26 protein-coding genes are annotated in these 22,477 nt (G+C 65.6%); 11 read left to right on the top strand and 15 right to left on the bottom strand.

Going from position 1 to position 22,477, the window contains the following annotated elements:
• Positions 1-12: 12 nt before the first annotated feature.
• Both SPR01S_RS17120 and SPR01S_RS17115 read right to left on the bottom strand, forming a co-directional pair.
• Positions 13-327, bottom strand: coding sequence for a hypothetical protein (locus tag SPR01S_RS17120; protein ID WP_066591630.1), 315 nt, complete (start codon positions 325-327; stop codon positions 13-15).
• A gap of 73 nt (positions 328-400) precedes the next feature.
• Positions 401-832: a VOC family protein gene (locus tag SPR01S_RS17115; RefSeq protein ID WP_066591627.1), complete on the bottom strand. Its 432-nt coding sequence runs from the start codon at positions 830-832 to the stop codon at positions 401-403.
• A 30-nt stretch (positions 833-862) separates the two neighbouring features.
• Here SPR01S_RS17115 and SPR01S_RS17110 point away from each other — a divergent pair, with 30 nt between their 5' ends.
• Positions 863-1,435 (top strand): 2'-5' RNA ligase family protein, encoded by a 573-nt coding sequence (locus tag SPR01S_RS17110; RefSeq protein WP_169803456.1) that lies wholly within the window; start codon positions 863-865, stop codon positions 1,433-1,435.
• 262 nt (positions 1,436-1,697) lie between these two features.
• Here the strand turns inward: SPR01S_RS17110 and ung are convergent, their stop codons facing one another.
• Positions 1,698-2,396 (bottom strand): uracil-DNA glycosylase, encoded by a 699-nt coding sequence (gene ung / locus SPR01S_RS17105; protein ID WP_066591621.1) that lies wholly within the window; start codon positions 2,394-2,396, stop codon positions 1,698-1,700.
• A gap of 9 nt (positions 2,397-2,405) precedes the next feature.
• Positions 2,406-2,690 carry a GNAT family N-acetyltransferase gene (locus tag SPR01S_RS17100; RefSeq protein ID WP_066591619.1) on the bottom strand — a complete coding sequence of 95 codons (285 nt, stop codon included), beginning with the start codon at positions 2,688-2,690 and terminating at the stop codon, positions 2,406-2,408.
• Positions 2,691-2,836: 146 nt separating this feature from the next.
• Between SPR01S_RS17100 and recQ the strand changes: the two genes are divergently transcribed.
• The 5 genes from recQ to SPR01S_RS17075 are packed head-to-tail and all read left to right on the top strand — an operon-like array spanning position 2,837 to position 8,084.
• Positions 2,837-4,621 (top strand): DNA helicase RecQ, encoded by a 1,785-nt coding sequence (gene recQ, locus SPR01S_RS17095; RefSeq protein WP_066591616.1) that lies wholly within the window; start codon positions 2,837-2,839, stop codon positions 4,619-4,621.
• Positions 4,622-4,657: 36 nt separating this feature from the next.
• Positions 4,658-5,086 (top strand): protein tyrosine phosphatase family protein, encoded by a 429-nt coding sequence (locus SPR01S_RS17090; protein ID WP_066591613.1) that lies wholly within the window; start codon positions 4,658-4,660, stop codon positions 5,084-5,086.
• Entirely contained in the window at positions 5,083-5,481 is a 399-nt protein-coding gene (locus SPR01S_RS17085; RefSeq protein ID WP_066591610.1) for a hypothetical protein, read from the top strand. The genes SPR01S_RS17090 and SPR01S_RS17085 overlap by 4 nt, the downstream gene beginning before the upstream one ends.
• 43 nt (positions 5,482-5,524) lie before the next feature.
• On the top strand, positions 5,525-6,475 hold the full coding sequence (locus tag SPR01S_RS17080; RefSeq protein WP_066591608.1) for a sterol desaturase family protein: 951 nt from the start codon (positions 5,525-5,527) through the stop codon (positions 6,473-6,475).
• A 19-nt stretch (positions 6,476-6,494) separates the two neighbouring features.
• Positions 6,495-8,084 carry a GMC family oxidoreductase gene (locus SPR01S_RS17075; protein WP_066591605.1) on the top strand — a complete coding sequence of 530 codons (1,590 nt, stop codon included), beginning with the start codon at positions 6,495-6,497 and terminating at the stop codon, positions 8,082-8,084.
• Positions 8,085-8,201: 117 nt separating this feature from the next.
• Here the strand turns inward: SPR01S_RS17075 and SPR01S_RS17070 are convergent, their stop codons facing one another.
• Together SPR01S_RS17070 and SPR01S_RS17065 are read right to left on the bottom strand one after the other, a co-directional pair.
• Positions 8,202-9,425: an alginate export family protein gene (locus tag SPR01S_RS17070; RefSeq protein ID WP_066591602.1), complete on the bottom strand. Its 1,224-nt coding sequence runs from the start codon at positions 9,423-9,425 to the stop codon at positions 8,202-8,204.
• Between the two features lie 5 nt (positions 9,426-9,430).
• Complete coding sequence (locus tag SPR01S_RS17065) at positions 9,431-10,813, bottom strand: cation:proton antiporter (protein ID WP_066591638.1); 1,383 nt, start codon at positions 10,811-10,813, stop codon at positions 9,431-9,433.
• Between the two features lie 212 nt (positions 10,814-11,025).
• Between SPR01S_RS17065 and SPR01S_RS17060 the strand changes: the two genes are divergently transcribed.
• From SPR01S_RS17060 to SPR01S_RS17050, 3 genes are read left to right on the top strand one after another with little or no spacing between them, the layout of a single operon-like run.
• Entirely contained in the window at positions 11,026-11,286 is a 261-nt protein-coding gene (locus tag SPR01S_RS17060; protein WP_066591600.1) for a type II toxin-antitoxin system Phd/YefM family antitoxin, read from the top strand.
• A complete protein-coding gene (locus SPR01S_RS17055; protein WP_066591597.1) occupies positions 11,287-11,778 on the top strand; it encodes a PIN domain-containing protein in 492 nt (163 codons plus the stop codon). It begins immediately after the preceding gene.
• Positions 11,779-11,796: 18 nt separating this feature from the next.
• Complete coding sequence (locus SPR01S_RS17050; protein ID WP_066591589.1) at positions 11,797-13,323, top strand: tryptophan halogenase family protein; 1,527 nt, start codon at positions 11,797-11,799, stop codon at positions 13,321-13,323.
• Between the two features lie 321 nt (positions 13,324-13,644).
• Here SPR01S_RS17050 and SPR01S_RS17045 read toward each other — a convergent pair whose 3' ends face one another.
• The 8 genes from SPR01S_RS17045 to SPR01S_RS17010 all read right to left on the bottom strand — a co-directional run bounded on the left by SPR01S_RS17045 (position 13,645) and on the right by SPR01S_RS17010 (position 19,906).
• Positions 13,645-15,123: an ammonium transporter gene (locus tag SPR01S_RS17045; protein WP_066591635.1), complete on the bottom strand. Its 1,479-nt coding sequence runs from the start codon at positions 15,121-15,123 to the stop codon at positions 13,645-13,647.
• A gap of 13 nt (positions 15,124-15,136) precedes the next feature.
• Positions 15,137-15,475 (bottom strand): P-II family nitrogen regulator, encoded by a 339-nt coding sequence (locus tag SPR01S_RS17040; protein ID WP_066591586.1) that lies wholly within the window; start codon positions 15,473-15,475, stop codon positions 15,137-15,139.
• Positions 15,476-15,617: 142 nt separating this feature from the next.
• Positions 15,618-15,833, bottom strand: coding sequence for a putative signal transducing protein (locus tag SPR01S_RS17035; protein WP_066591585.1), 216 nt, complete (start codon positions 15,831-15,833; stop codon positions 15,618-15,620).
• Positions 15,830-16,414, bottom strand: a complete 585-nt coding sequence (locus tag SPR01S_RS17030; RefSeq protein ID WP_066591583.1) for a pyridoxamine 5'-phosphate oxidase family protein — start codon at positions 16,412-16,414, stop codon at positions 15,830-15,832. The genes SPR01S_RS17035 and SPR01S_RS17030 overlap by 4 nt, the downstream gene beginning before the upstream one ends.
• Positions 16,415-16,677: 263 nt before the next feature.
• Positions 16,678-17,610, bottom strand: a complete 933-nt coding sequence (locus SPR01S_RS17025; RefSeq protein WP_066591581.1) for a DUF5996 family protein — start codon at positions 17,608-17,610, stop codon at positions 16,678-16,680.
• Complete coding sequence (locus SPR01S_RS17020; RefSeq protein ID WP_066591579.1) at positions 17,607-18,173, bottom strand: SMI1/KNR4 family protein; 567 nt, start codon at positions 18,171-18,173, stop codon at positions 17,607-17,609. The genes SPR01S_RS17025 and SPR01S_RS17020 overlap by 4 nt, the downstream gene beginning before the upstream one ends.
• Positions 18,174-18,194: 21 nt before the next feature.
• A complete protein-coding gene (gene tldD, locus SPR01S_RS17015; protein ID WP_066591578.1) occupies positions 18,195-19,622 on the bottom strand; it encodes a metalloprotease TldD in 1,428 nt (475 codons plus the stop codon).
• 50 nt (positions 19,623-19,672) lie between these two features.
• The gene (locus tag SPR01S_RS17010) at positions 19,673-19,906 is read right to left on the bottom strand and encodes a zinc-finger domain-containing protein (protein WP_066591633.1); all 234 of its coding nucleotides are present in this window, start codon (positions 19,904-19,906) and stop codon (positions 19,673-19,675) included.
• Positions 19,907-19,990: 84 nt separating this feature from the next.
• Here SPR01S_RS17010 and SPR01S_RS21935 point away from each other — a divergent pair, with 84 nt between their 5' ends.
• Positions 19,991-20,629, top strand: coding sequence for a hypothetical protein (locus SPR01S_RS21935; protein ID WP_066591575.1), 639 nt, complete (start codon positions 19,991-19,993; stop codon positions 20,627-20,629).
• 84 nt (positions 20,630-20,713) lie between these two features.
• Here the strand turns inward: SPR01S_RS21935 and SPR01S_RS17000 are convergent, their stop codons facing one another.
• Positions 20,714-21,433 (bottom strand): hypothetical protein, encoded by a 720-nt coding sequence (locus SPR01S_RS17000; protein ID WP_066591573.1) that lies wholly within the window; start codon positions 21,431-21,433, stop codon positions 20,714-20,716.
• Between the two features lie 86 nt (positions 21,434-21,519).
• On the opposite strand from SPR01S_RS17000, the gene SPR01S_RS16995 reads away from it, so the two are divergent.
• Entirely contained in the window at positions 21,520-22,443 is a 924-nt protein-coding gene (locus tag SPR01S_RS16995) for an ABC transporter ATP-binding protein (protein ID WP_066591564.1), read from the top strand.
• Positions 22,444-22,477: the final 34 nt, after the last annotated feature.

The raw sequence follows: 22,477 nt of genomic DNA, 5'->3' as shown, positions 1-22,477 counted from the left end.
TTAATACGCAGCTCAGCGCACCTGCGGGTCGTGCTTCTGGCGATAGATGGCGCGGCTGGTGCGGTCCTGCATACGCTCGATGTGATAACGTTCGCGGCCGTTCAGTCCGCCGCCCGATGCGCGGGCGCGGGCTTCGTAATTGGCGATATGGCCTTCGCGGCGTTCGAGCCGGTAGGTTTCGCGGGCGTTGAGCTGACCCGAATTGACGCCGTTGGCGATGCGCTGTTGCTGGCGATATTGGCGCTGGTTGATCCGCGCCTCGGCCGGGGCGGCGGCGGTCAGGGCGGTCAGGCCGATCAGCGCGGCGCAATAGAGCTTGGTACGCATGTCACTTCTCCTATCGGGGTATCGTCCCCGGCAGGATCAACGAGCGAGCGGCGACGAACCTTCGCGCTCCGGATCAGATCCAGCCCGGCGCATGGACGATCTCGAGCTTCAGCCCGTCGGGATCGGCGAAGAACACGGCGTAATAATCGCCCGAATATTCCGGATAATGTGCCGGCGGGTCGAGCACCGGGATGCCGTGTTCGACCAGCAGTGCGTGCGCGGCGTCGACCGCGTCGCGGCTCTCCACCCGCCAGGCGAGGTGATGCAGCCCCGGCGCATAGCGGTCGTGCGATCCGCCGCTGGTCGCGGTGCGGATGCCCAAGGAGGCGCCGAACGGCTCGCACCCCTTCAAATCCCATTCGCAACCGTCGGGCCGATCCTTGACCATCGTATAGCCGAGGAATTCGAGCACCGGCGCATAGACGCGCCTGGCCGCGGCGACGTCGCTGATGCTCAGGTCGATATGGTGGAACGCACCGCGATTGGCGCGGGGATCGTCGGTCATGGATCGACTCCTTCATCAATAGAACATATCATGAACATATCACCCGATTCGGAGGACGCCAGAATGCTCGTGCAAACGCTTCACCGCCTGTTCTTCGCCATCAAGCCGGCGATGCACGCCATTCCCGCGATCGAGGCGGCGCGCCGGCTCCATTGTCCCGGCCGTCCGGTCAGGAGCGAGCATCTCCACGTCACGATGGAGATATTCAACGACCATATCGGCTTGCCCGAAAGGCTCGTCGATCGGCTGATCGCGGTGGGTAACGATATCGACATGCCGGGGTTCCTGCTGTCGATGGGGCGCGTTGTCGGAACGACGCGATCGGTGGCGCTCCGGCCCAATGGCCGATCGACCGGACTCGCGCTGCTGCAGCGGGCGATCCGGAAGCGCGTGACCGAAGCCGAGTTGGAGCCGCGCGACGGCTGGACGTTCAACCCGCACATGACATTGGGCTATCGCGACGACTCGGCCTTCTCGCGCGCGATCGACCCGATCCTGTGGCAGGTCGAGGAACTGGTGCTGGTCCACAGCCATGTCGGCGAAACGCGGCATGACGTGATCGGGCGATGGATGCTGTCGCCGGAATTGCCGTTGTTTCAGTGAGTTTTTGTTATGCGCGAGCGGGCTCTGAAATCCTCCCCGGAACGGGGAGGGGGACCGCGCGACGCAGTCGCGTGGTGGAGGGGGCCCCGCGATCCAGCAGCCTCATGGCGCGTTGCTTGTTTGTCGCGGGCCCCCTCCACCAAGCCGCTTCGCGTCTTGCGTAAAAGCGAGATCGCGTCCCCCGGACGCGATCTTGGCCAGCCGGGGGCTGGCCAAAGCTCTTACGCCCTCCCCGTTCCGGGGAGGATTTCAGAATCGAGAATCACCCGATCGCTGGCAGCGCCCAGTCGATCGGCTTCTCGCCATGCGCTTGCAGAAATTCATTGGCCTTGGAGAAATGACGGCAGCCGAAAAATCCCGAATAGGCCGACAAGGGCGACGGGTGCGGCGCGCGCAATACCAGATGCCGGCCACCGCGCTCGACCGACTCGACGAACGCCGCCTTCTTCTGCGCGTGGCTGCCCCACAGCATGAATACGACCGGCTTTTCGCGCGCATTGACCAGGCGGATCACCGCGTCGGTGAAGCGTTCCCAGCCGCGCCCCTGATGCGAGGCGGCCATCCCCATCTGCACCGTCAGCACTGCGTTTAGCAGCAGCACGCCTTGTTCAGCCCAATGCTCAAGGAAACCGTGTCGCGCCGGCGGAATGCCGAGATCGGCCTCCATTTCCTTGTAGATATTGACCAGGCTCGGCGGGGTGCGCGTCCCCGGCTTGACCGAAAAGCACAGGCCATGCGCCTGGCCGGGGCCGTGATAGGGATCCTGTCCGAGGATCACGACGCGGACATTGTCGAGCGGCGTCAGGTCGAGCGCGCGGAACCATTCCGGCCCCTTGGGGAAGATCGCCTTGCCGGCCGCTTTCTCGGCGACCAGGAAGGCGCGCAGGCTCGCCATATAATCGCTGGCGAATTCGCCGCGCAGCGGGTCGAGCCAGCTCGGATGGAGTTTGGGCTCGCTCATCGCCTGCCCTCAGGCCGCGTGCTCGACCAGCGCCTGATATTCGGGATGGCGCTCGATGAACGCCTTCACGAACGGGCAGATCGGGATGACCTTGAGCCCGCGGTCGCGCGCCGAATCGAGCGCCGCGCGGATCAACTTCGACGCGACGCCGCGCCCTTCCAGCTTCTTGGGCACCAGCGTATGCGTGAAGGTGATGGTGTCGCCCTCCAGCTGATAAGCGGCGATCGCGCGATGGCCGTCGACCTCGAGCTCGAACTCGTTCTCGGCCCGATTGTCGGTGACGACGTTTTCCATGCTGGTTCTCCGCTAGCTACAGCCTCCGCTTAACGGTAGCACCGCGTCATGCAACCCGGGCGCATCGTTCTCTCCGCTGGCCAGCGTTGCGAGGACTGGAAGCAGTATAACGGGCCTCCCCGCTGGCGTTTGCAGCCAAGTGTCCTATGTCGCACCCCGTGACCGATCCCGTTAGCGTACTCCACTCGACCTTCGGCTTCCCGGCGTTTCGCGGCGTCCAGGAATCGGTCGTTTCGCGCGTGCTGGCGGGGGAGAATACGCTCGCGGTGATGCCGACCGGGGCGGGCAAGTCGCTCTGCTACCAGCTGCCGGCGGTGATGCTCGACGGCACGTGCGTCGTGGTCAGCCCGCTCATCGCGCTGATGCACGATCAGCTGCGGGCGGCCGAAGCGGTCGGCATCCGCGCGGCGACGCTGACCAGCGTCGACGAGAATAGGGCGGAAACGCGCGGGCGGTTCTTGGATGGCGAACTCGATCTGCTCTATGTCGCGCCCGAGCGCGCCTCGAACAGCGATTTCCGCGAACTGCTCGAGCGCGGGCGCGTGGCGCTGTTCGCGATCGACGAAGCGCATTGCGTCAGCGAATGGGGGCACGATTTCCGCCCCGATTACCGCCTGCTCCGCCCGCTGCTCGACCGATTTCCGGGCGTCCCGCGGCTCGCGCTGACCGCGACCGCCGACGCGCATACCCGCGCCGATATTCTTGATCAGCTCGGCATCCCCCAGGACGGGCTGATCGTCGCCGGGTTCGACCGGCCGAATATCCGCTATGCGATCAGCCCACGCGACAACACCACGCGCCAGATCGCCGATCTGATCGCGGAGACGCCCGGCCCCGGCATCGTCTATGCCCAAACCCGCATGGGCACCGAGAAACTGGCCGAGGCGCTGGCCAGGACCGGCCGCCCGACCCGCGCTTATCATGCCGGCCTCGATCCTCAGGTCCGCGCCAAGAATCAGGCCGATTTCGTCGCGTCCGAAGACATGGTGATCGTCGCGACCGTCGCGTTCGGGATGGGCATCGACAAGCCCGACGTCCGCTTCGTTGCGCATGCCGGCCTGCCCAAGTCGATCGAGGCCTATTATCAGGAGACCGGGCGCGCCGGGCGCGACGGTGACCCCGCAATCGCGCATCTGTTCTGGGGCGCTGACGATTTCGCGCGGGCCCGGCAACGGATCGGCGAGGTCGAGGCGGCGCGTCAGCCCGGCGAGCGCACGCGGCTCAATGCGCTGGGTGCTTTGGTCGAGACCGCGCAATGCCGCCGCAAATTGCTGCTCGCGCATTTCGACGAGCGCGACGCGCCCGATCGCTGCGGCAATTGCGACAATTGCCTCGCCCCGCCGGCGGCGGTCGACGCGACGACGGTCGCGCAGAAATATCTCTCGGCGGTGTTCCGCACCGGGCAGAGTTTCGGCAGCGGCTATGTCGAAGCGATCCTGACCGGCCAGTCGAGCGAACGCAGCCTGATGAACGGGCATGAGGCCTTGTCGGTGTTCGGCATCGTCGATGGCGACGAAGCCGCGTTGCTCCGCCCGGTCGGGCGCGCGCTCCAGGTCCGCGACGCGCTGCGCACCAATCCGCATGGCGGGCTGGAGTTCGGTCCCGGCGCGCGCGCAATCCTCAAAGGCGGAGAGAAGGTCGAACTCGTCCTGCCGCCCAAGCGCGAGCGGCGGCGGCGCGGTGGTGCTACCGGCGGCGGCGGCAACCCGATCGGCGATCCGCTGTTCGAAGCCTTGCGCGAGAAGCGTCGCGAACTGGCCAAGGAGGCGAGCGTGCCGCCCTACGTCATCTTCCACGATTCGGTGCTGCGCGCGATGGCGGAGTTCAAACCGGGCACCCGCGCCGCGCTCGGGACGATTTCGGGCGTGGGCGAACGCAAACTCGACGCTTATGGTGACGCCTTCCTGCAAGTGATCCGGGAAGCGGCGTGAGTCTCTTTTTCAGCAAGCGATGAGGTCCCAGTGACGATGATCCGCAAGGTCGACGACAGCATTTCGGTGGCGCCGCAAATCTCGGTCGAGGACGTGGCGGCGATCAAGGCCGCGGGGTTCACGGCAATCGTCAACAATCGCCCCGACGACGAGGAAGCGGGTCAGATCCCGGGCGACGCGATCCGTGCCGCGGCGGAAGCGGCGGGGCTGCGCTACACCGCGATCCCGATCACCCATGCCGGGTTCAGCTATCCGCAGATCGCGGCGATGGCCGACGTGCTCGCCGCAGCGGACGGCCCGGTTCTCGCCTTCTGCCGCTCGGGCACGCGCTCGTGCAACCTGTGGGCGCTGGCCCAGGCGAAGAATGGCGCCGACGCTGACGAGCTAGTCGCAAAGGGTGCCGGCGCCGGGTACAATCTCGACGGCCTGCGCCCGCTGCTCGATCAGTTGAAGGCGCAGGCATGACCCAGGCCCAGCTCGTCCAGCTTGCGGGGTCGATCATCGCGATCCTGGCGCTGGCCGGGGTCGCGCGCTGGCTCAAGCTGGGCGAGAGCCGGATCGCCACCGAGGACGACGCCCGCCGCTTCGCCGAAGAGGCGTTGGCCGGGTTCGAGGGCGGCCGCGCTTTGATATCGGGCGACGGCAGCGCGGCTTTGGTCCAGGGACAAGGCACGATCGCGGTGCTCAAGCGCCACGGCGCCAAGGTCGCGGTGCGCCGGCTGGTTCCGCCGCTCCGGGTGTGCGAAGCGGTCGAGGGCGCGACGGTCGATACCGGTGAGAAACTGTTCGGACCGGTCACGTTGTTCGGCATCACCGCCGATCAGGTTCGGGGGCTGGAAGCGCCACTTACACTAGTGTAAGCAACGGGTGAGGAAGCGGGCAAATATGCCCCAGAGGACCTGAATGCACGCGCCGCACTTGCCCGACATCGTCTCGCTCGCCGTGCCCGGCTTCGTGCTGCTGGTGCTGGCCGAGATGCTGGTCGCCTGGGCCAGGGACAAGAGCCGCTACGAACCCAAGGACACGCTGACCAGCCTGGCGCTCGGCACCGGCAGCACGGTTGCCGGCGCGATCACCGCGGGCGCGATCTACGCGCTGGCGACCTGGCTCTATGGCCATTTCCGCATCGTCGACCTGCCCAATCCCTGGGCCTGGTATTGGTTCGTCCTGTGCTTCGTGATCGACGATTTCGCTTATTATCTGTTCCACCGCTCCGCGCATCGCGTGCGCTGGTTCTGGGCAAGCCATGTCATCCACCACAGCTCGCAGCATTATAACCTGTCGACCGCGCTGCGGCAGACCTGGACCGGGTTTATCTCGATCTCCTTCCTCTTCCGCCTGCCGTTGTTCCTGGTGTTCCCGCCGGCGATGGTGCTCTTCGTCGGCGGGGTGAATCTGATCTACCAATTCTGGATCCACACCGAAGTGATCGGGCGCATGCCGCGCTGGTTCGAAGCGGTGATGAACACGCCGTCGCACCACCGCGTCCATCATGCGACCAACCCGCGCTATCTCGACAAGAATTATGCCGGCGTGTTCATCGTCTGGGACCGCTGGCTGGGCACGTTCGAGCCCGAGCGCGACGAAGAGGCGCCGCGCTATGGCATCGTCAAGAATCTGGGCAGCTTCAACCTGATCTGGGCGGCGTTCCATGAATGGGTGGGGATCGCCAAGGACGTGTGGTCGGCGCCCGGCCTCAAGGCCAAATGGAATTACATCGCGAAACCGCCGGGCTGGAGCCACGACGGCAGCCGCGAGACGTCAGAGACAATCAAGGCGCTGTGGGAACAGAAGCATCGTGCCGAAAAGTGGGCACCGGTTTTCGGCGACAACGATGCGACCACGAACAAATGATCGAGCGGGAGAGAGTGGAGTGGACGAAGCCGATATCGTCGTCGTCGGAGGAGGATCGGGCGGTGCCGCGGCGGCCGGACGGCTCAGCGAGGACAGTCGCCACGCGGTAGCTTTGCTGGAGGCGGGGGGGCGCAATACCGGGCTGCGCACGCGCGTGCCGGGCTTCATGGCGCTCCAGACCGACAAGACCAATTGGCGGCTGGAAACCGTGCCGCAGCCGGGCCTCAACGGGCGCCGCGGCTATCAGCCGCGTGGCAAGGGACTGGGCGGATCGAGCGCGATCAATGCGATGCTCTATCTGCGCGGCAATGCCTGGGATTACGATAATTGGGCGGCGATGGGCTGCGACGGCTGGTCCTATGCCGATGTCCTGCCGTTCTTCAAGCGCAGCGAATCGAACGAGCGGGGCGCGAGCGACTATCATGGCGGCGACGGGCCGCTTTCGGTGTCGGACCAGCATTGGTCGCATCCGGGTAGCGCCGAATTCGTCGAAGCCGCGGCGATGCTGCAGATTCCGCGCAACGACGATTTCAACGGCGCGCGGCAGGACGGCGTCGGCATCTATCAGGTGACGCAAAAGGGCGGCGAGCGCTGGACGTCGAGCCGCGCTTATGTCGAACCGGCGCTGTCGCGGCCCAATTTCCATGTCGTGACCGAGGCGCTGGCCGAACGCGTGCTGTTCGAGGACGGCAAGGTCTGGGGCGTCGCCTACACCCGCGGCAACGAGAGCCACGTCATCCGCGCGCGCAAGGCGGTGGTACTGGCCGGCGGCGTGTTCGGGACGCCGCAAGTGCTGATGCTGTCGGGAATCGGCCCCGCCGCGCACTTGGCGGCACACGGTCTGGCGGTGACGATCGACCGCCCCGCTGTCGGCGCCAATCTGCAGGATCATATCGATTATGTCGCGGCGTTCGAGGTGCCGGGGCGCTTCTTCATGGGCCAGTCGCTGGCCGGGACGCTTGGCATGGCGGGCGCGGTGATTCGTTGGCTGCGCAGCCGATCGGGCCCGATGACCACGCCGTTCGCGGAAGCCGGCGGCTTCCTGACCGTGATGCCCGACGCGCCCGCACCCGACGTGCAACTGCATTTCGTGCCGGTGGTGCTGGAGGATCACGGGCGGACCAAGGTCACGGCGCACGGCTTTTCCTGCCATGTCTGCGTCCTTCGCCCGGAGAGCCATGGCACCGTCCGGCTCGCCTCGTCCGATCCACGCGAGAGCCCACTGATCGACCCCGCTTTCCTGACCAATCCGCGCGACATGGCGGTGCTGAAGGCAGGGGTGCGCACGATGTACCGCATCCTCAACGCGCCGCCGCTCAGCGCGCATCGCGGCAAGGACCGCTATCCGATCGATTTTGGCGACGACGACGCGCTCGAACGCCTGATCCGCGCGCGCGCCGATACCGTCTATCACCCGGTCGGCACCGCGCGGATGGGCGCCGACGCCGACGCGGTGTGCGATCCGAAGCTGCGCGTGCGGGGAGTCGAGGGACTGTATGTCGCCGATGCCTCGATCATGCCGAAATTGGTCAGCGGCAACACCAACGCGCCGTCGATCATGATCGGCGAGCGCTGCGCCGATTTCGTGAAGGCGGATTTAGGGACGTAAGCCTCTAAGTTAAGCGCTTCCCCGGCGAAGGCCGGGGCCCAGTCGCGACGGATTATCGAGGGCAGGACGCCTTCTCGATGTACGCGAAACTGGGCCGGGGAAGCGTAGAGTGCGGGTTCAGTACATCCAGTCGACCGTTAGAAACACTTTGTCGGTACCGGTCGCGAACGTATCGGCGCGGTAATGCGCGAAGCGGGCGGCGAGCGTGTAGCGTTTGACCTTGGCCGAGGCGATCAGGTCGAGTTCGTCGCCATAATGCAGTGACGACCGGTCGCTGTCGAAGCGATGGAAAGTCGCGCCCAGGCCATAGCCAGACACCCAGCCCCTGCTTTTCCAATTGGCGCCGAGGGTCGCATAAAAATCGTGCAGGCCATTGGGCGGCGTGACGGTGAACTTGCTGGCCCAGCCCTGGAACTTGAAGAACGACGCGAGCGGGGTCTGCACGCTGGTCAGCGCCACCCCCTTGTCGGCGCCGAGCACTTCGTAACCGACGGTCGCGCTCAGCACCTTGGCCGTCAGGCTCGCTTCGCCCAGCCAGTAACTTGCGGCGTAGTGGTTTGGATTGCGCGCATGATCGCTCTGTCGCGCATAGCTAGCGATATAGCCGAGCTTCAGGTTCTTCGACAGCAGTCGGCTGCCGGCGAATCGCACGCCATAGGTCTGGCTCGACAAGCGGAAGCCCGACAAGGCCGCCGAATCCTGGTCGACCAGATAGGCGAAGCCCGACAGCGTCCCGATCGGCGTGGCATAGCCGATGATCCCGAAATAATTGTCGCCGCCGACCGATTGCGGCCGCGCGGGCGTGCCCTGGATGCCGTTCACCGTGCGCACTGACCACGAATAGGCCGCATCGACGGTCAAGCCCTTCAACCCGCCCGGCCCGCTATATTGCACGCGCACCGCGTCGAACGTCTGCTCGTTCTGCCGCCACGCCGCCGGGCCGACGAAGCGCTGGTCGGCGAAGTCGAGCACTTGGCGGCCCGCGGTCAATTTCAGTCCCTTTGCGGCATAGCTCAACTGTGCGCGGTTGAGCTCGATATTGCCGGGATCGGCGACGATCGGTGTCGGGCGACCGTTGAATCCATCATTGTAGCTCGTGGTAATAGGGATCGTCCCCTCCGCCTCGACCAGCGCGCTGAATGGACCGGTGCTCGCCTGAACACCGCTCCGGATCCGGAGCGTGACCGCGTCGGCGTTGTCGGCCACGCCGTCCTGGTCGACATGTTCGTAGCGCAGCCGCGCGTCGACCAACGGCTTGAGCGCGATGTCCTGGGCATGCCCGGCGGACGCGGCCACGCCGGTGGCGGCGAGCGCGAGCGCGCCCCAAGTACGACGATGCATGACGCTTACTCCGCCGCGTCGATCGCGAGACCGCTGCCCAGCGCGCCGAGTTCGCCGTCGGCGCGCGCCTTGCGGCCATAGACCAATTCGAACAGCGGTCCGGCCATCATCGTCGTGACGATCGCCATCAGCACCAGCATTGAGAACAGGGTCGGGCCGATAATCCCTTTCTGCAGCCCGATATTGATGATGATCAACTCCATCAGCCCGCGCGAGTTCATCAGCGCGCCGATGCCCAATGCGGTGCGATTATCCTCGCCCGACAGCCGCGCCGCCGCCCAGCAGGCGCCGAACTTAGCCAGCACCGATACCGCCAGGATGCCGAGCGCGATCAGCACCAGCTCGACCGAATTGACCATATCCATCCGGGTGTTGAGCCCCGAATAGGTGAAGAACATCGGCAACAGCAGCACGACCGCGAGCGGCTCGACCTTGCGCTTCAATTCCTCGACGAACAGCCCGCGCGGCATGCACACGCCGAGCAGAAAGCCGCCGAAGATGGCGTGGATGCCGATCGCGTCCATCACGAACGCCGAGGTGCAGAACAGCATCATCGTGACAGCCAGGATCGTGATGCTCATCTCGCCCTGCGCTTCGACGATGCGGCCGAGCGGCGCGAGCAGGCGCCGTCCCCAGATCAACATGAAGGCGGTGTAGAGAACGGCACCGCCGATCGCGAGCACGGCAACGCCGGGACCCCCGCCAAACGTGGCGAGCACGATCGCGAGCACGCACCACGAGCTCGCATCGTCGAACGCGCCGGCGGTCAGCGACAAGGTGCCGAGCGACGAATTGGCGAGGCCGCGCTCGTTGATGATCCGCGCGAGCATCGGGAAGGCGGTCAGCGCGATGCACGCGCCCATGAACAACGTCGCATTGGCGTTGCTGATGCCGGGTGCGAACAGCCCCGGCACAGTCAGCAGCATCGGCGTGATCAGCGCGGCGAGCAGGAACGGCACGACGATGCCCGCCGCCGAGACGCCGGCCGCGCTCTTCACCTTCGCCTTGAAGTGATCGAGGTTGAGCGTCAGCCCGACCATGAACATGTACAGCCCGACGCCGAGTTGCGCGCCGGCATAGAGGACATTGCGCGTTTCCTTGGGAAACAAGGCAAGCTGGAAATCGGGGAATAGCAGCCCGAACAGCGACGGTCCGAGGATGACGCCGGCGATCATCTCGCCCACCACTTGCGGCTGGCCGAGCAATTTCTGTCCGGCCCAACCGACGACGCGGCACGCCAGCAGGATCACCGCCAGCTGCAGGAAGAAATGCACGCTGAAATCGCCCGGCGTGTAGCTCTTGGCCACCGCCTGGACCGCAGGCCCGTGCGGCGCCAGGATTCCCGTCACCGTCGATAGCAGACTGTCGATCACACCTTGCTGCGGCATGCGTTTTCCCATCCCCGTTTTTCCGACCCTTGGCGGGCCATGTCGCGGGCAAGGGAAAACTGATTGGGAACGTTAGCAATGGGCTTTTTGCGCGCCCGTTGGTCCGCAGCGTCATTTTCCCGACGAGGGGAAGAAATGTGTTGCGAGGATGCTACAAGGTAGTAACGTACCTACATAATCAATCTCCCGATCAGGCCGCGCCAGCACCGAAAATGCGAGTCGTTTCCAGCCGCGAATTCAATCAGGACGTCAGTCAGGCGAAGCGGTTGGCGCGATTCGAGCCGGTGTTCGTCACCGATCGCGGGAGGCCGACGCACGTCCTGATGAGCATCGAGGCGTTCCGCCGGCTGTCGGGCCAGAGCGAGACGATCGTCGACCTGCTCGCAGCGCCCAATGCGCCGACCGATGCCTTGCCGGAACACGATCCGTCGCCGCGCGCCGATCCCTGGCGCCATCGCGATGGCGAGCGCTGAATGCATTTGCTCGACACGCCCGTCGTGGTCGCGTTGCGCGACGCGCGCAGCGGGCGGGCCGATCCCGCGCTGAGCGCCTGGGCATCCGGCGTTGCGCCGCAGAGCCTGTTCATCTCGGCGATCACGCTCCACGAACTGGAGGGCATCGCCGTCCATAGCGCGCGCAAGGATCGCGTGGCCGGTGCCGCGTGGCGCGCCTGGCTCGACGATCAGGTGACGCGCGCGTTCGACGGGCGCGTCCTCGCGATCGACGCCGCGATCGTGCGTCGTGCGGCTGGTCTCGATTATGCCGATCAGCGTGACGCGCTGATCGCCGGGACCGCGCTCGAACACGGCCTGACGCTGGCGACGTTTCGGCCGCGCGCGTTCAAGGCCGGCCGCGTCAAGCTGTTCGATCCGTCGCGCTACGTCGCCGATGCGCCCGATGGCGACTGGCGCCAGGCGTCGCGCGCGGCGCCGGCGTGGATCAAGGGCCTGTTCGTCCGCAGCTGAGGATTGTAGCGAAAAGACATGGAGGGAAAACGCAGCATCCTGATCGTCGGTGGCGGCACCGCGGGCTGGCTGACGGCTGCCTATCTGGCGAAATTCCTGGATGTCGCCAATCGTCCCGATCTGTCGATCACCCTGGTCGAATCGACCGATATCGGAATCGTCGGCGTCGGTGAAGGCGCGTTCCCGACGATCCGCACCACGCTGCAATTCCTCGATATCGACGAACGCGATTTCATCCGGGCGACGGGCGCGACGTTCAAGCAAGGCATTCGATTCGACGACTGGGTGCGGACGCCGGCGCCGGGCGAGCACGACCATTTCTTCCATCCGTTCGAAGCGCCGCTCTACACGCCCGACGCCAGCATGGTATCGCTGTGGCTCGCCGAGGACGAAGCGACGCGGCCGCCCTTCGCCGAAGCGGTGACGATCCAGCACCGCGTCGCCGAGGAGCGCCGCGGACCGAAGCGTGCCGAAGAGGACGGGTTCGCCGCGCCGCTCAATTACGCTTATCATTTCGACGCCAGGGCGTTGGCGCGGTTGCTCGCCGATCGCGCGCGGCAATTGGGCGTGGCGCATGTCGAGGATCGCCTGCTCGGCGCTAGATTGAATGAAAGCGGGGGGATCGAGTGTCTCGACTTCGAGCGCTTGGGCACGATGACGGCGGATCTGTTCATCGATTGCACCGGGCTGGCCGCCGAGCTGATCGGCAACGCGATCCGCGAGCCTTTGGTGTCGGTGCGCCGCTATCTGTTCACCGACCGCGCGCTCGCCTGCCGCGTGCCGCGCGGCGACCCGGATGCGCCGCTCCCCAGCTACACGATCGCGGCGGCGCATGAGGCGGGCTGGATCTGGGACATCGGCTTGCGCGACATGCGCGGCATCGGCTTGGTCTATTCTAGCGACCATGTCGGAGAAGAGCGCGCCCGCGACGTGCTGGGCGGCTATATCGGCCAGCCCGAGCTAGCCGCCGACGCCCGGCTGATCGCCTTCGATCCGGGCTATCGGCGCCGGCAATGGGTCGGCAATTGCGTCGCGGTGGGGATGGCAGCGGGATTCCTCGAGCCGCTCGAATCGACCGGCATCGTGCTGATCGAAGCCGCGGCGGCGATGATCGCCGAACTGCTGCCGCCGAGCGGCCCGGTCGACGCCTCGGCCGATCGCTTCAACGCGTTGATGACCGCGCGGTTCGACAATATCGTCAATTTCCTGAAGCTGCATTATTGCCTAAGCGAACGCGCCGAGCCGTTCTGGCGCGACAATGTCGACCCGGCATCGATCCCAGATGCGCTGAGGGAGATGCTCGATCGCTGGCGGTCGCGCCCGCCGAGCCGGTTCGACTTCACGCTCGACGTCGAGACCTTCGCCTATTTCAACTATCAGTACATTCTCTACGGCATGGGCTTCCGCACCGATCCGCCGGGTGGCGGCATGCCGGACACGCGCCGGGCGGCGAGCGCTTTCGCCCGTATCCGGCATTTCGGCGACCAGGCGGTCGACGACCTGCCGTCGCACCGCGAGTTGATCCGGCAGATCAACGAAAGCTGATTCCCTTTCCGCGGAAGAGCGGATCGAGCGGCGGTATGGCGGGCTGGGGTTCTACCCAAACGCTTCCCCGGCGAAGGCCGGGGCCCGGTTTCGCGCACTTCGAGAGGGTATCCCGCCGCCGGAGGTACGCCGCGACTGGGCCCCGGCCTTCGCCGGGGAAGCGGGTTTTGAGTTCGCGGAATAATCTCCAAAGAACGGGCTGCGCATCGAAGGCGAAGCCTTCGATGCTTAAAAAAGGGCCGGTGACTTTCGCCACCGGCCCAGGTCGTCCGCAGGAGGAACGAGGTTGGGGGCGCCGGGTCGACCGGCACCCCGATCGTGTCAGTAGTGGTAGGCCCGCTCGCCATGCTCGGCGATGTCGAGGCCTTCACGCTCGACTTCTTCGGGGACCCGGAAGCCCCAGAGCTTGTCGATGATGACGTAGAGGATGGCAGCGCCAACGCCCGACCAGACCAAAGTGATGCCGACCGCTTCGGCCTGGATGATCAGCTGGCCGACCCAGTCATAGGCACCGACGATCATCGTGCCCGGCTTGGTGGTGTAGTCGGCGATGCCCTGACCGCCCAGCGCCGGATTGGCGAGGATGCCGGTCATCAGCGCGCCGGTGATGCCACCGATGCAGTGCACGCCGAACACGTCGAGCGAGTCGTCATATTTGAACTTCGACTTCACATAGCTGACGAAGAAGAAGCAGATCGGCGAGACCATCAGGCCGAGGATCACCGATCCCATCGTGCCGGCATAGCCCGAGGCCGGGGTGACCGCGACGAGGCCGGCGACAACACCCGATGCGGCACCGAGCAGCGACGGCTTGCCGCGCACGATCTGTTCGGTCAGCAGCCAGCTCATGCCGGCGGCGGCGGTGGCGATCATCGTGTTCATGAAAGCGACCGAGGCGACGGACGACGCTTCGAGGTTGGAGCCCGCGTTGAAGCCGAACCAGCCCACCCACAGCAACGACGCGCCGATCATGGTCATGGTCAGCGAGTGGGGCGGCATCGGCTCGTTGGGATAGCCGAGACGCTTGCCAAGCAGCAGGCACATCACCAGGCCGGTGATACCGGCGTTGATGTGAACGACGGTGCCGCCGGCAAAGTCGAGCGCGCCCTTATTGTAGAGGTATCCGGAGTCGGCAGCGACGGCCGCGAGCGCATCCTTGCCCTTGAGCGCGGCCGCGGCGAAGGCGTCAGGCCCATCCCAGCACCACACCATGTGCGCGATCGGGAAGTAGATGAACGTCACCCAAAGCGCGACGAACAGCATCAGCGGTGAGAACTTGATCCGTTCCGCCACCGATCCGACGAACAAGGCCGGGGTGATCATCGCGAACGTCATCTGGAACAGGACGTAGGTCAGTTCCGGAATATAGACGCCGTTGGAGAAGGTCGCCGCCGCCGCATTGGCGTCGACACCCTTCAGGAAGAGCTTGGTGAAGGGATTGCCGACGAACGCATTGTAGGTGGTGAACGTCTCCGAATAGCCCCAGCACACCCAGATCACGCCGACCATGCAGACGATCATCAACACCTGGGTCAGCACCGACAGCATGTTCTTGGTGCGGACCAGGCCGCCATAGAACAGCGCCAGCCCGGGTACCGACATCATCAGCACCAGCAAGGTCGAGACCAGCATCCACGTATTGTCGCCCTTGTTCATATTGGCGAGCGACGGCGTGGCGATGGCCGGTGTGGCGGCAGGCGCGGGTGCAGCCGCCGCGGCCTGGGCAAAGGCCGGGTGGCACATCAGCGCGGCAACGCCGACGGCTCCCAATCCGGCCAGTATCTTGGTCGATTGTTTCATCATTCCCCCCATCTCAGAGAGCGCTGTCGTCGGTTTCGCCGGTGCGGATGCGCACCGCCTGACCGACGTCGAGCACGAAGATCTTGCCGTCGCCGATGGCGCCGGTGTTGGCGGATGCCTGGATCGCCTCGACCACCGCGCCCGCCATGTCGGATGCGCAGGCGACCTCTATCTTGATCTTCGGCACCATGTTCGTGCTGTATTCCGCACCGCGGTAAATCTCGGTCTGGCCCTTTTGTCGGCCGAACCCCTTCACCTCGGTCACGGTCATGCCCGCGACGCCCACGCCCGACAGTGCTTCGCGCACCTCGTCGAGCTTGAACGGTTTGATGATGGCAATGACGAGTTTCATCGCGCCCCTTTCCGTTTTGTCTCGGAATGCTGCATCGCAAGGGGCGTGCCAGATTCGAATCTGCGCGTTTCGGCGCGGAATCGCGCAAGGAAATGTTACGCAGACGTTAAAATTTGTGCAGCTGCGAACGTGTGCTTATTTTTCAGGCAGAATCACCTGCCCATTCTTTAAGCAGCTGCTGCGCCAGCGCCAGATCATCCTCATCGACCATCACCCGCACCGGGATCAGCCGGAACGATCCCTCCGCCATGTGCGTGCCGGCATCGAAGGCGATCGCCGGAATGCCTTCGGATTCGAGCCTACCGACGATGATATGTGCTTCCGGATAGGAATAGCCGCCAAGTTCGACCAGGCTCATTGCTGTTGTTGTTCCTGCTGCTGCTGGTTCGGGGGCGGTCCCATCGTTGGATTACGGACCGGCAGGCCGTCGATGCTCTTCAGCCGCACCGCATATTTAGCTTGGCGCACGTCCTCGCCATATTGGCGGTGATATTTGCTCAGCGTGTCGCGCTCGCGCTCGAAGCTCATATGCGGGACGCCCCAGCCGCAGCTGGTCTGCACCTGATCGACCTCGACGACGAAGATTTGCCGCGTGCCGGGGAGCAGGTCGAAATGCGCCGCATGCTCGCCCCAGTCGGCGTCCTGCGGCAGCACCGGCCGGCCGTGGCCGTAGAGTCGCAGGATCAGCGCGGGATTGTCGAACGCGCAGAACATGATCGTGATGCGTCCGTCGGCGATCAGATGCGCGTTGGTCTCGTTGCCCGATCCCTGCACGTCGAGATAGGCGACGCGACTGGGCGACAGGACGCGGAACGAATCCATTCCCTTGGGGCTGAGGTTGATCCGCGCCTCCGCGGCAGCGGTGGCGACGAAGAACAAGGGCTGGCACTCGACAAAGGTAATATGCTTGTCGCTCAGCGCATCGAAGAATTCGGCCATCTTCTATCCCGTCATCCCAGCGAACGCTGGAGCCGTATCATACCCTCGCCGGAGACCCCAGCGTTCGCTGGGGTGACGGATTGCGCCTCAAACAATCCTCCCCCGCCAGGGGGAGGTGGCAGGCGCAGCCTGACGGAGGGGGAGGAAGCACGATGGTGAGTGGGTCGCCGTCCGCCCCCTCCGTCGCCTTCGGCACCACCTCCCCCTGGCGGGGGAGGATTGAAAGACCGGCAGCCGCGCTCTGACCTGAATGCGGATATGCCTTAGACGGCGCGCGGCACGCGCGGGCGGCCGATCGGGCACTCGAGCGCGTCGCGATCCCAATTGGCCAGGTCGGCGGCGGCGTCATAGGTCGACTGGCAGAAAGCGAGCAATGCGGCGTCGGGATCGGCCGCGGCGCGCACCGCGGCATAAGGCAGGATGAACTCGCGCAGGTCGGCGTTCCACCCGGCCTTGTCGGGCTCGACCGGTGCCGCGGCGTAACCGGCGGGCTCGGGATAGGCATAGGCATAGAAAGCGGCGTGCGGGAAGGCGTCGCTGCCCGGCCAGAAGCCGACGCTGGCTTCCTCATGGCTGTACGCCTCGCACGCGACATCATCGGGCAGGCCGGGCATGCCGCCCGGATGTTTCGGCGCGACGCGGCCCGAAAAGCGCGTCGCGGCGAGGTCGAAGCTTCCCCAGAACAGATGGATCGGGCTCGCCTTGCCGAGAAAGCCGGTGCGGAACTGGTAGAAGACGCGGCGCACCTGGATCAGCGCGCGCCAGAAATCGCGCGCCGCCCCGGCATCGTAGCGGCGCTGCTCATGGTCGTCGGCAAAAGACGGATAGCCGGGCATCTCGCTCGGGCTGCCGTCGAAATCGGATGCGGCGCCCAACGCGTCGAGCGCGGCGACGACCTCGGCACGGAAATCGGCAATCGTTCCTGCCGCCAGCGCGATCGACCGCATCCCGCCATCGCTCGTCGCGACCGTCACCGCATCGCCGATCAAATCGAAGTCGATCTGCAGGATGCGGTTGCCGCACGGAATCGCCGAGGTCGTCCAGCCGCGTGCGGTCAGATAGAAGGGAACGTGCCAGCTATGGTTGAGCCACGGCGTCAGCGCGAGCCGCACCTTGCCGACGATCTGGCAGCGCAATTGCAGCCCGATCGCGGTCTCGCGCCAGCGGTTCCAGTCGAGGTCGGGCCAATTCGTCATGCGGTTCTATCGCGCTCGGCGATGAGACGGTTCTTGCGTTCCACCAATTCACACACTTCGCGTTCGAGCAGCGCCCAGAAACCTAACTCGATCGGCTCGAGCGTGTTCATTTCATGGTCGAACTCAAGGATGTGCCCCTCGCTATCTGCGCAATAGACGTTGGCATCGCCGATCCGTTTCAGAATTGGTACGGCCGCGTGGCCGGTCTGGCTCTGGAACTGACTGCCGACGACATCCATCCGCATCCAATCCTCGCTTGTCGTGAGCGGCGTGAAGCTGTGAACGCCATAGAGGAACTGCCAGAAAGGAGCCACTTGAAGCGGTTGCGGCCGCGGCCAAACGCGCTCGGCTGCCAGGACAATCGCCCCCGGGAATTCGCCACTGACGTGATCGATGAACTCGTCCGGAAAACGAACGCCCAGGCTCTTACCAAGGGCCTGTACCTCCGCTTCCGTCGCATTGCCCTCGCCGAGGGGATAAAGCGTAAAGTCGCCATCGACGTGACGGCTAAAGATGGCTCTGGTCTGATCGGTTCGTTTCTTACCCCCCGAAAACCAACCCATAGTCGCTTCCTACTTACTGTGTCAGACTGCGGTTCCGCCGACCGTCAGCCCCGATACCAGCAAGGTCGGTTGCCCGACGCCCGCCGGCACGCTCTGCCCGCCCTTGCCGCACATCCCGACGCCCTCGTCGAGCGCGAAGTCGTTGCCGATGCCGGTCACCTTGGTCAGCACGCTCGGCCCGTCGCCGATCAACGTCGCGCCCTTGATCGGGGCGCCCAGTTTGCCGTTCTCGATCAGATACGCCTCGGTGCAGCTGAACACGAACTTGCCCGAGACGATATCGACCTGGCCGCCGCCGAACGACTTGGCGAAAATGCCTTTCTTGACCCGGCTGAGCAATTCGGCGGGATCGTCCTGGCCACCCTTCATGAAGGTATTGGTCATGCGCGGCATCGGCGCGTGCGCGAACGATTCGCGGCGGCCGTTGCCGGTCGGCTCGACTCCCATCAGCCGCGCGTTGAGGCGGTCGTGGATATAGCCCTTGAGGATGCCGTCCTCGATCAGGATATTCTCGCGGGTCGGCGTACCCTCATCGTCGATCGACAGCGATCCGCGCCGCGCGTTGATCGACCCGTCGTCGACCACCGTCACGCCGGGCGCCGCGACGCGCTCGCCGATCCGGCCGGAGAATGCGCTGGTGCCCTTGCGGTTGAAATCGCCCTCCAGGCCATGGCCGATCGCTTCGTGGAGCAGCACGCCCGGCCAGCCCGGCCCGAGCAATACGGTCATCTCGCCAGCGGGGGCGGCGACCGAGTCGAGATTGACCAGGGCCTGGGCCAAGGCCTCGTCGATCGCGCGGTTCCAGGTCGCGGGCTCGAACAGCGACTCGTAGAGATAGCGCCCGCCGATCCCGAACGTGCCCATCTCGCGCCGGCCATTGTGCTCGACCACGATCGAGACGTTGAGGCGGACCAGCGGCCGCACGTCGGTGGCGGTGAAGCCGTCGGGGCGCACCACTTCGATCACGTTCCACGATCCCGACAGGCTGACCGAGACCTGCGCGACACGCGGATCGCGGGCGCGCGCGGCGGCGTCGATCGTCTGGCAGAGGTTCACCTTGTCGGCGAACGGGATCAGGTCGAGCGGATCGGCATCGGTATAGAGGTGGCGGTTGGTATGCTGCGGGGGCGGCGCCTTGGGGCCCGTCGACGGATCGATCAGCGCCATCGTCTCCGACGCGCGCAGGATCGCCGGCGCGCTGATCTCGTTGGCGTGCGCGAAGGCGGTGGTCTCGCCCGACACCGCGCGCAGGCCGAAGCCCGAATGCGTGTCGTAGCTCGCGGTCTTCAGCCGCCCGTCGTCGAACCCGAAGGCTTCGGACCGGGCATATTGCAGATAGAGCTCGCCATCATCGGCATGGTCGAGCGCGGCCGCGGTCAGCCGCTTGGCCTCTTCGGGGTCGAGCTGGTCGCGATACAGGAACTGGCGGGGGTCGGCGGGGCTGGTCATGCTCGCCAATATAGGCAGCCATTGCCCAGTGTCACGCCGTCGTGATCGGCTTAGACCGATGCCCCCGCCGGATGGTCGGGCAGCTGGCTCTGGTCGGCGCCGTCGGCCGGGCCGCCGATCAGCACGAAGCGGCGGTCGCAATAGCCGCAATCGACATAACCGTTCTCGTCGATCTGCAGGAACACGCGCGGATGGCCCAGGGCGGCGCCGCCGGGAATGTCGGTCGCGCCGTCGCAGGCGACGCGGGCGTGAGAGACGCGGATGGTTTCGGGCGGTGCGATCATGCTGGCGCGATAGCAAGGCGCGTCGGCGGCATCAATCTCTCCCGCCGCCTTGCCAAGCCCGACCCTGCGACGCACGATGGCGGCATGACCTTCGTAAAGCTTGCGGCGATCGCCGCCCTGATCGTGGCGGTCCCGGCCGCCGCAATACCACAAAAGGCGACCAAGCCGGCCGCGGCCAAGCCCGCCGCCAAGCCGGCACCGGGCAAACCCGCCGCGGCCAAAGCCAAGGCGAAGGCCAAGCCCCGGACGAAATTGCCGCCGCCCGCGCTCAACATCGCCGAAAAGGACGGGTTCGGCGTGATGCAGGTCGCGGCGCCCGACGCCGCCGCCTTCATCGCCGCCTGGAAAATCGGCGACGGCGCCAAGAACGAAACCACGCGCACGGTCGCGGACAAACCGCTCTTCACGCTCTTGATCTTCCGTGGCTGCAAGGCCGATGCCGACGGCAAATGCGATATCGTCGCCGATTTCGCGATCACGCGGCCCGACGGCACGATCAACGAGGATAACAAGGGCGTCGTGGTGTGGGACAAGACCGCGCCCGCGGATCCCAAAAAGCCGATGATCGGCGATGGCGCGCTTGGCTACGGGGTCGATTCGGAAGGGCCGTTCGGCGACTATCGCGTGGTCGCGACGGTGACCGACAAGGTCGCTGGCATTTCGGTCACGACCGAGCAGACGCTGACGATCGCCCCGGCTTTGGCTGCGCCGGAGGTGAAATAGGGTCAACATTAAAATCCTCCCCGGCACGGGGAGGGGGACCAAATCGCGTAGCGGTTTGGTGGAGGGGGCCCTCCATCGCTGGCCTCATCGTTTGTGGCTAGCTGGTCGCGGGCCCCCTCCACCACGCGCTGACGCGCGTGCGTTGGGGCGAGATCGTGCCCCCCGGACACGATCTTGGTTCGCCGGGGGCGAACCAAAGCCCCAACGCCCTCCCCGTTCCGGGGAGGAATTAGGGTCACGCTCGACCTCGACACGGAATCCGATCGCTACGACTTCCGGATCGTCATCCCAGCGGTCGCCGGGCGCATGGATCAAGTCCCAATGCGCCCGGAATGCCCGGCGCGGGTCGAGATGATGGCCCTTGATTGGCTTGGGCAAGCGCCACAGCAGACCGGCGAAGGAGGGAATTACGCCTTCCGCGCGGGCGTCTGCTCGGGTCATCTCGCGCAATCGTCCAGGCCGCGCCGACTCGACCGCCAATGTCAGCCGCGTCGCCCAGACCGGCATGTGCATCGCACCGAGCCACTGGCTGTAGCTGTCGGTCGGGCGCCGGCCGCGCTCGTGGCTGCCGTCGCGATGCTGTCGCCAGCCATCGGCGAACACCACCAGCTCGGCCCGGCGCCGTGTCGTCGCGTGGAGCTTGCCGCCGACGATCCGCGCCGGGATGCATGCCTCGCGGACCTGGATGCGGTCGCCAGGCACGACGGACGCCAGCGGGCTGTGCGCCGGGACGCGCATCTCGCTCTTGCGTCGAGAGAGAAGTGCGGCAGCCATGCCGGGGTCCGCGATTACGAAGGCGTTCATGCGCGACAGGCTCTAGCGGCTGCCGTCGCGCGCGAATACCGGTGCGAAGGCTTGGCGAGGCGGGTCAGCGCGCCTAAGTCCCGGTCATGACCGACGCCGCCATCGTAATCGACCAGCTGTGCAAGACCTATGCGGGGGGCAAGCGGGCCCTGGATGGTGTCAGTTTCGAGGTGCCGCGCGGATCCGTGTTCGGGCTGCTCGGCCCCAATGGCGCGGGCAAGTCGACGCTGATCAACATCCTCGCCGGGCTGGTCAACAAGACCTCCGGCCGCGCGGAAATCTGGGGCTTCGACATCGACGAGCACCCGCGCAATGCCAAATATTCGATCGGCATCGTCAATCAGGAAATCACGTTCGATCCCTTCTTCACGCCGCTGGAGACGCTGGAGATCACCGCCGGCCTGTACGGCGTGCCCAAGAACAAGCGCATCTCGATGGAATTGCTCCGCGCGGTGCATCTCGAGGACAAGGCCAAGGCCTATTCGCGCACCTTGTCGGGCGGCATGAAGCGCCGATTGATGGTAGCCAAGGCGATGGTCCATTCCCCGCCTGTCCTGGTGCTCGACGAGCCGACCGCGGGCGTCGATGTCGAACTGCGCCAGCAACTCTGGGCCTATGTCCGCGAACTGAACCAGCGCGGCGTGACGATCGTGCTGACCACGCATTACCTCGAGGAAGCCGAGGAATTGTGCGACCGCATCGCGATCATCAACCACGGCAAGGTGATCGCCAACGAGCCGACCCGCGACCTGGTCGGCATGGCCCAGGAAAAGGTCGTCGAGGTGACGGTCGATCGCGACATTGCGACGGCGCCGCAAGCGAGCTGTTTCGAGAAGGTCGAGCTGAAGGGCGATCGCGTGCTCCAGATTACCTATCGCAAGGATCTGGCCAATGCCGGCCAGGTGCTCGACGCGGTGCAGAAGGATGGGTTCGGAATTGTCGACGTTTCGACCAAGGAGCCCGATCTGGAGGACGTGTTCCTCAACCTGACGAGGGCGTCGAATGTGTGATGAAGGAAAGCTCCCCTCCCTGCAAGGGAGGGGC

Source organism: Sphingomonas pruni NBRC 15498 (assembly GCF_001598455.1).
GTDB lineage: Bacteria > Pseudomonadota > Alphaproteobacteria > Sphingomonadales > Sphingomonadaceae > Sphingomonas > Sphingomonas pruni.
The sequence above is the reverse complement of the archived record's forward strand: the minus strand, read 5'-3'. Positions and strand labels throughout refer to the sequence as shown.

Coding starts and splice junctions, on each gene's coding strand:
- SPR01S_RS17115 (WP_066591627.1), bottom strand. CDS start 832: ATGACCGACGATCCCCGCGCCAATCGCGGTGCGTTCCACCATATCGAC.
- SPR01S_RS17030 (WP_066591583.1), bottom strand. CDS start 16,414: ATGGCCGAATTCTTCGATGCGCTGAGCGACAAGCATATTACCTTTGTC.
- SPR01S_RS17090 (WP_066591613.1), top strand. CDS start 4,658: ATGATCCGCAAGGTCGACGACAGCATTTCGGTGGCGCCGCAAATCTCG.
- SPR01S_RS17055 (WP_066591597.1), top strand. CDS start 11,287: ATGCATTTGCTCGACACGCCCGTCGTGGTCGCGTTGCGCGACGCGCGC.
- SPR01S_RS16995 (WP_066591564.1), top strand. CDS start 21,520: ATGACCGACGCCGCCATCGTAATCGACCAGCTGTGCAAGACCTATGCG.
- SPR01S_RS17050 (WP_066591589.1), top strand. CDS start 11,797: ATGGAGGGAAAACGCAGCATCCTGATCGTCGGTGGCGGCACCGCGGGC.
- SPR01S_RS17085 (WP_066591610.1), top strand. CDS start 5,083: ATGACCCAGGCCCAGCTCGTCCAGCTTGCGGGGTCGATCATCGCGATC.
- SPR01S_RS17100 (WP_066591619.1), bottom strand. CDS start 2,690: ATGGAAAACGTCGTCACCGACAATCGGGCCGAGAACGAGTTCGAGCTC.
- SPR01S_RS17060 (WP_066591600.1), top strand. CDS start 11,026: ATGCGAGTCGTTTCCAGCCGCGAATTCAATCAGGACGTCAGTCAGGCG.
- ung (WP_066591621.1), bottom strand. CDS start 2,396: ATGAGCGAGCCCAAACTCCATCCGAGCTGGCTCGACCCGCTGCGCGGC.
- recQ (WP_066591616.1), top strand. CDS start 2,837: ATGTCGCACCCCGTGACCGATCCCGTTAGCGTACTCCACTCGACCTTC.
- SPR01S_RS17120 (WP_066591630.1), bottom strand. CDS start 327: ATGCGTACCAAGCTCTATTGCGCCGCGCTGATCGGCCTGACCGCCCTG.
- tldD (WP_066591578.1), bottom strand. CDS start 19,622: ATGACCAGCCCCGCCGACCCCCGCCAGTTCCTGTATCGCGACCAGCTC.
- SPR01S_RS17025 (WP_066591581.1), bottom strand. CDS start 17,610: ATGACGAATTGGCCCGACCTCGACTGGAACCGCTGGCGCGAGACCGCG.
- SPR01S_RS21935 (WP_066591575.1), top strand. CDS start 19,991: ATGACCTTCGTAAAGCTTGCGGCGATCGCCGCCCTGATCGTGGCGGTC.
- SPR01S_RS17020 (WP_066591579.1), bottom strand. CDS start 18,173: ATGGGTTGGTTTTCGGGGGGTAAGAAACGAACCGATCAGACCAGAGCC.
- SPR01S_RS17010 (WP_066591633.1), bottom strand. CDS start 19,906: ATGATCGCACCGCCCGAAACCATCCGCGTCTCTCACGCCCGCGTCGCC.
- SPR01S_RS17045 (WP_066591635.1), bottom strand. CDS start 15,123: ATGAAACAATCGACCAAGATACTGGCCGGATTGGGAGCCGTCGGCGTT.
- SPR01S_RS17080 (WP_066591608.1), top strand. CDS start 5,525: ATGCACGCGCCGCACTTGCCCGACATCGTCTCGCTCGCCGTGCCCGGC.
- SPR01S_RS17065 (WP_066591638.1), bottom strand. CDS start 10,813: ATGCCGCAGCAAGGTGTGATCGACAGTCTGCTATCGACGGTGACGGGA.
- SPR01S_RS17000 (WP_066591573.1), bottom strand. CDS start 21,433: ATGAACGCCTTCGTAATCGCGGACCCCGGCATGGCTGCCGCACTTCTC.
- SPR01S_RS17070 (WP_066591602.1), bottom strand. CDS start 9,425: ATGCATCGTCGTACTTGGGGCGCGCTCGCGCTCGCCGCCACCGGCGTG.
- SPR01S_RS17035 (WP_066591585.1), bottom strand. CDS start 15,833: ATGAGCCTGGTCGAACTTGGCGGCTATTCCTATCCGGAAGCACATATC.
- SPR01S_RS17110 (WP_169803456.1), top strand. CDS start 863: ATGAACATATCACCCGATTCGGAGGACGCCAGAATGCTCGTGCAAACG.
- SPR01S_RS17040 (WP_066591586.1), bottom strand. CDS start 15,475: ATGAAACTCGTCATTGCCATCATCAAACCGTTCAAGCTCGACGAGGTG.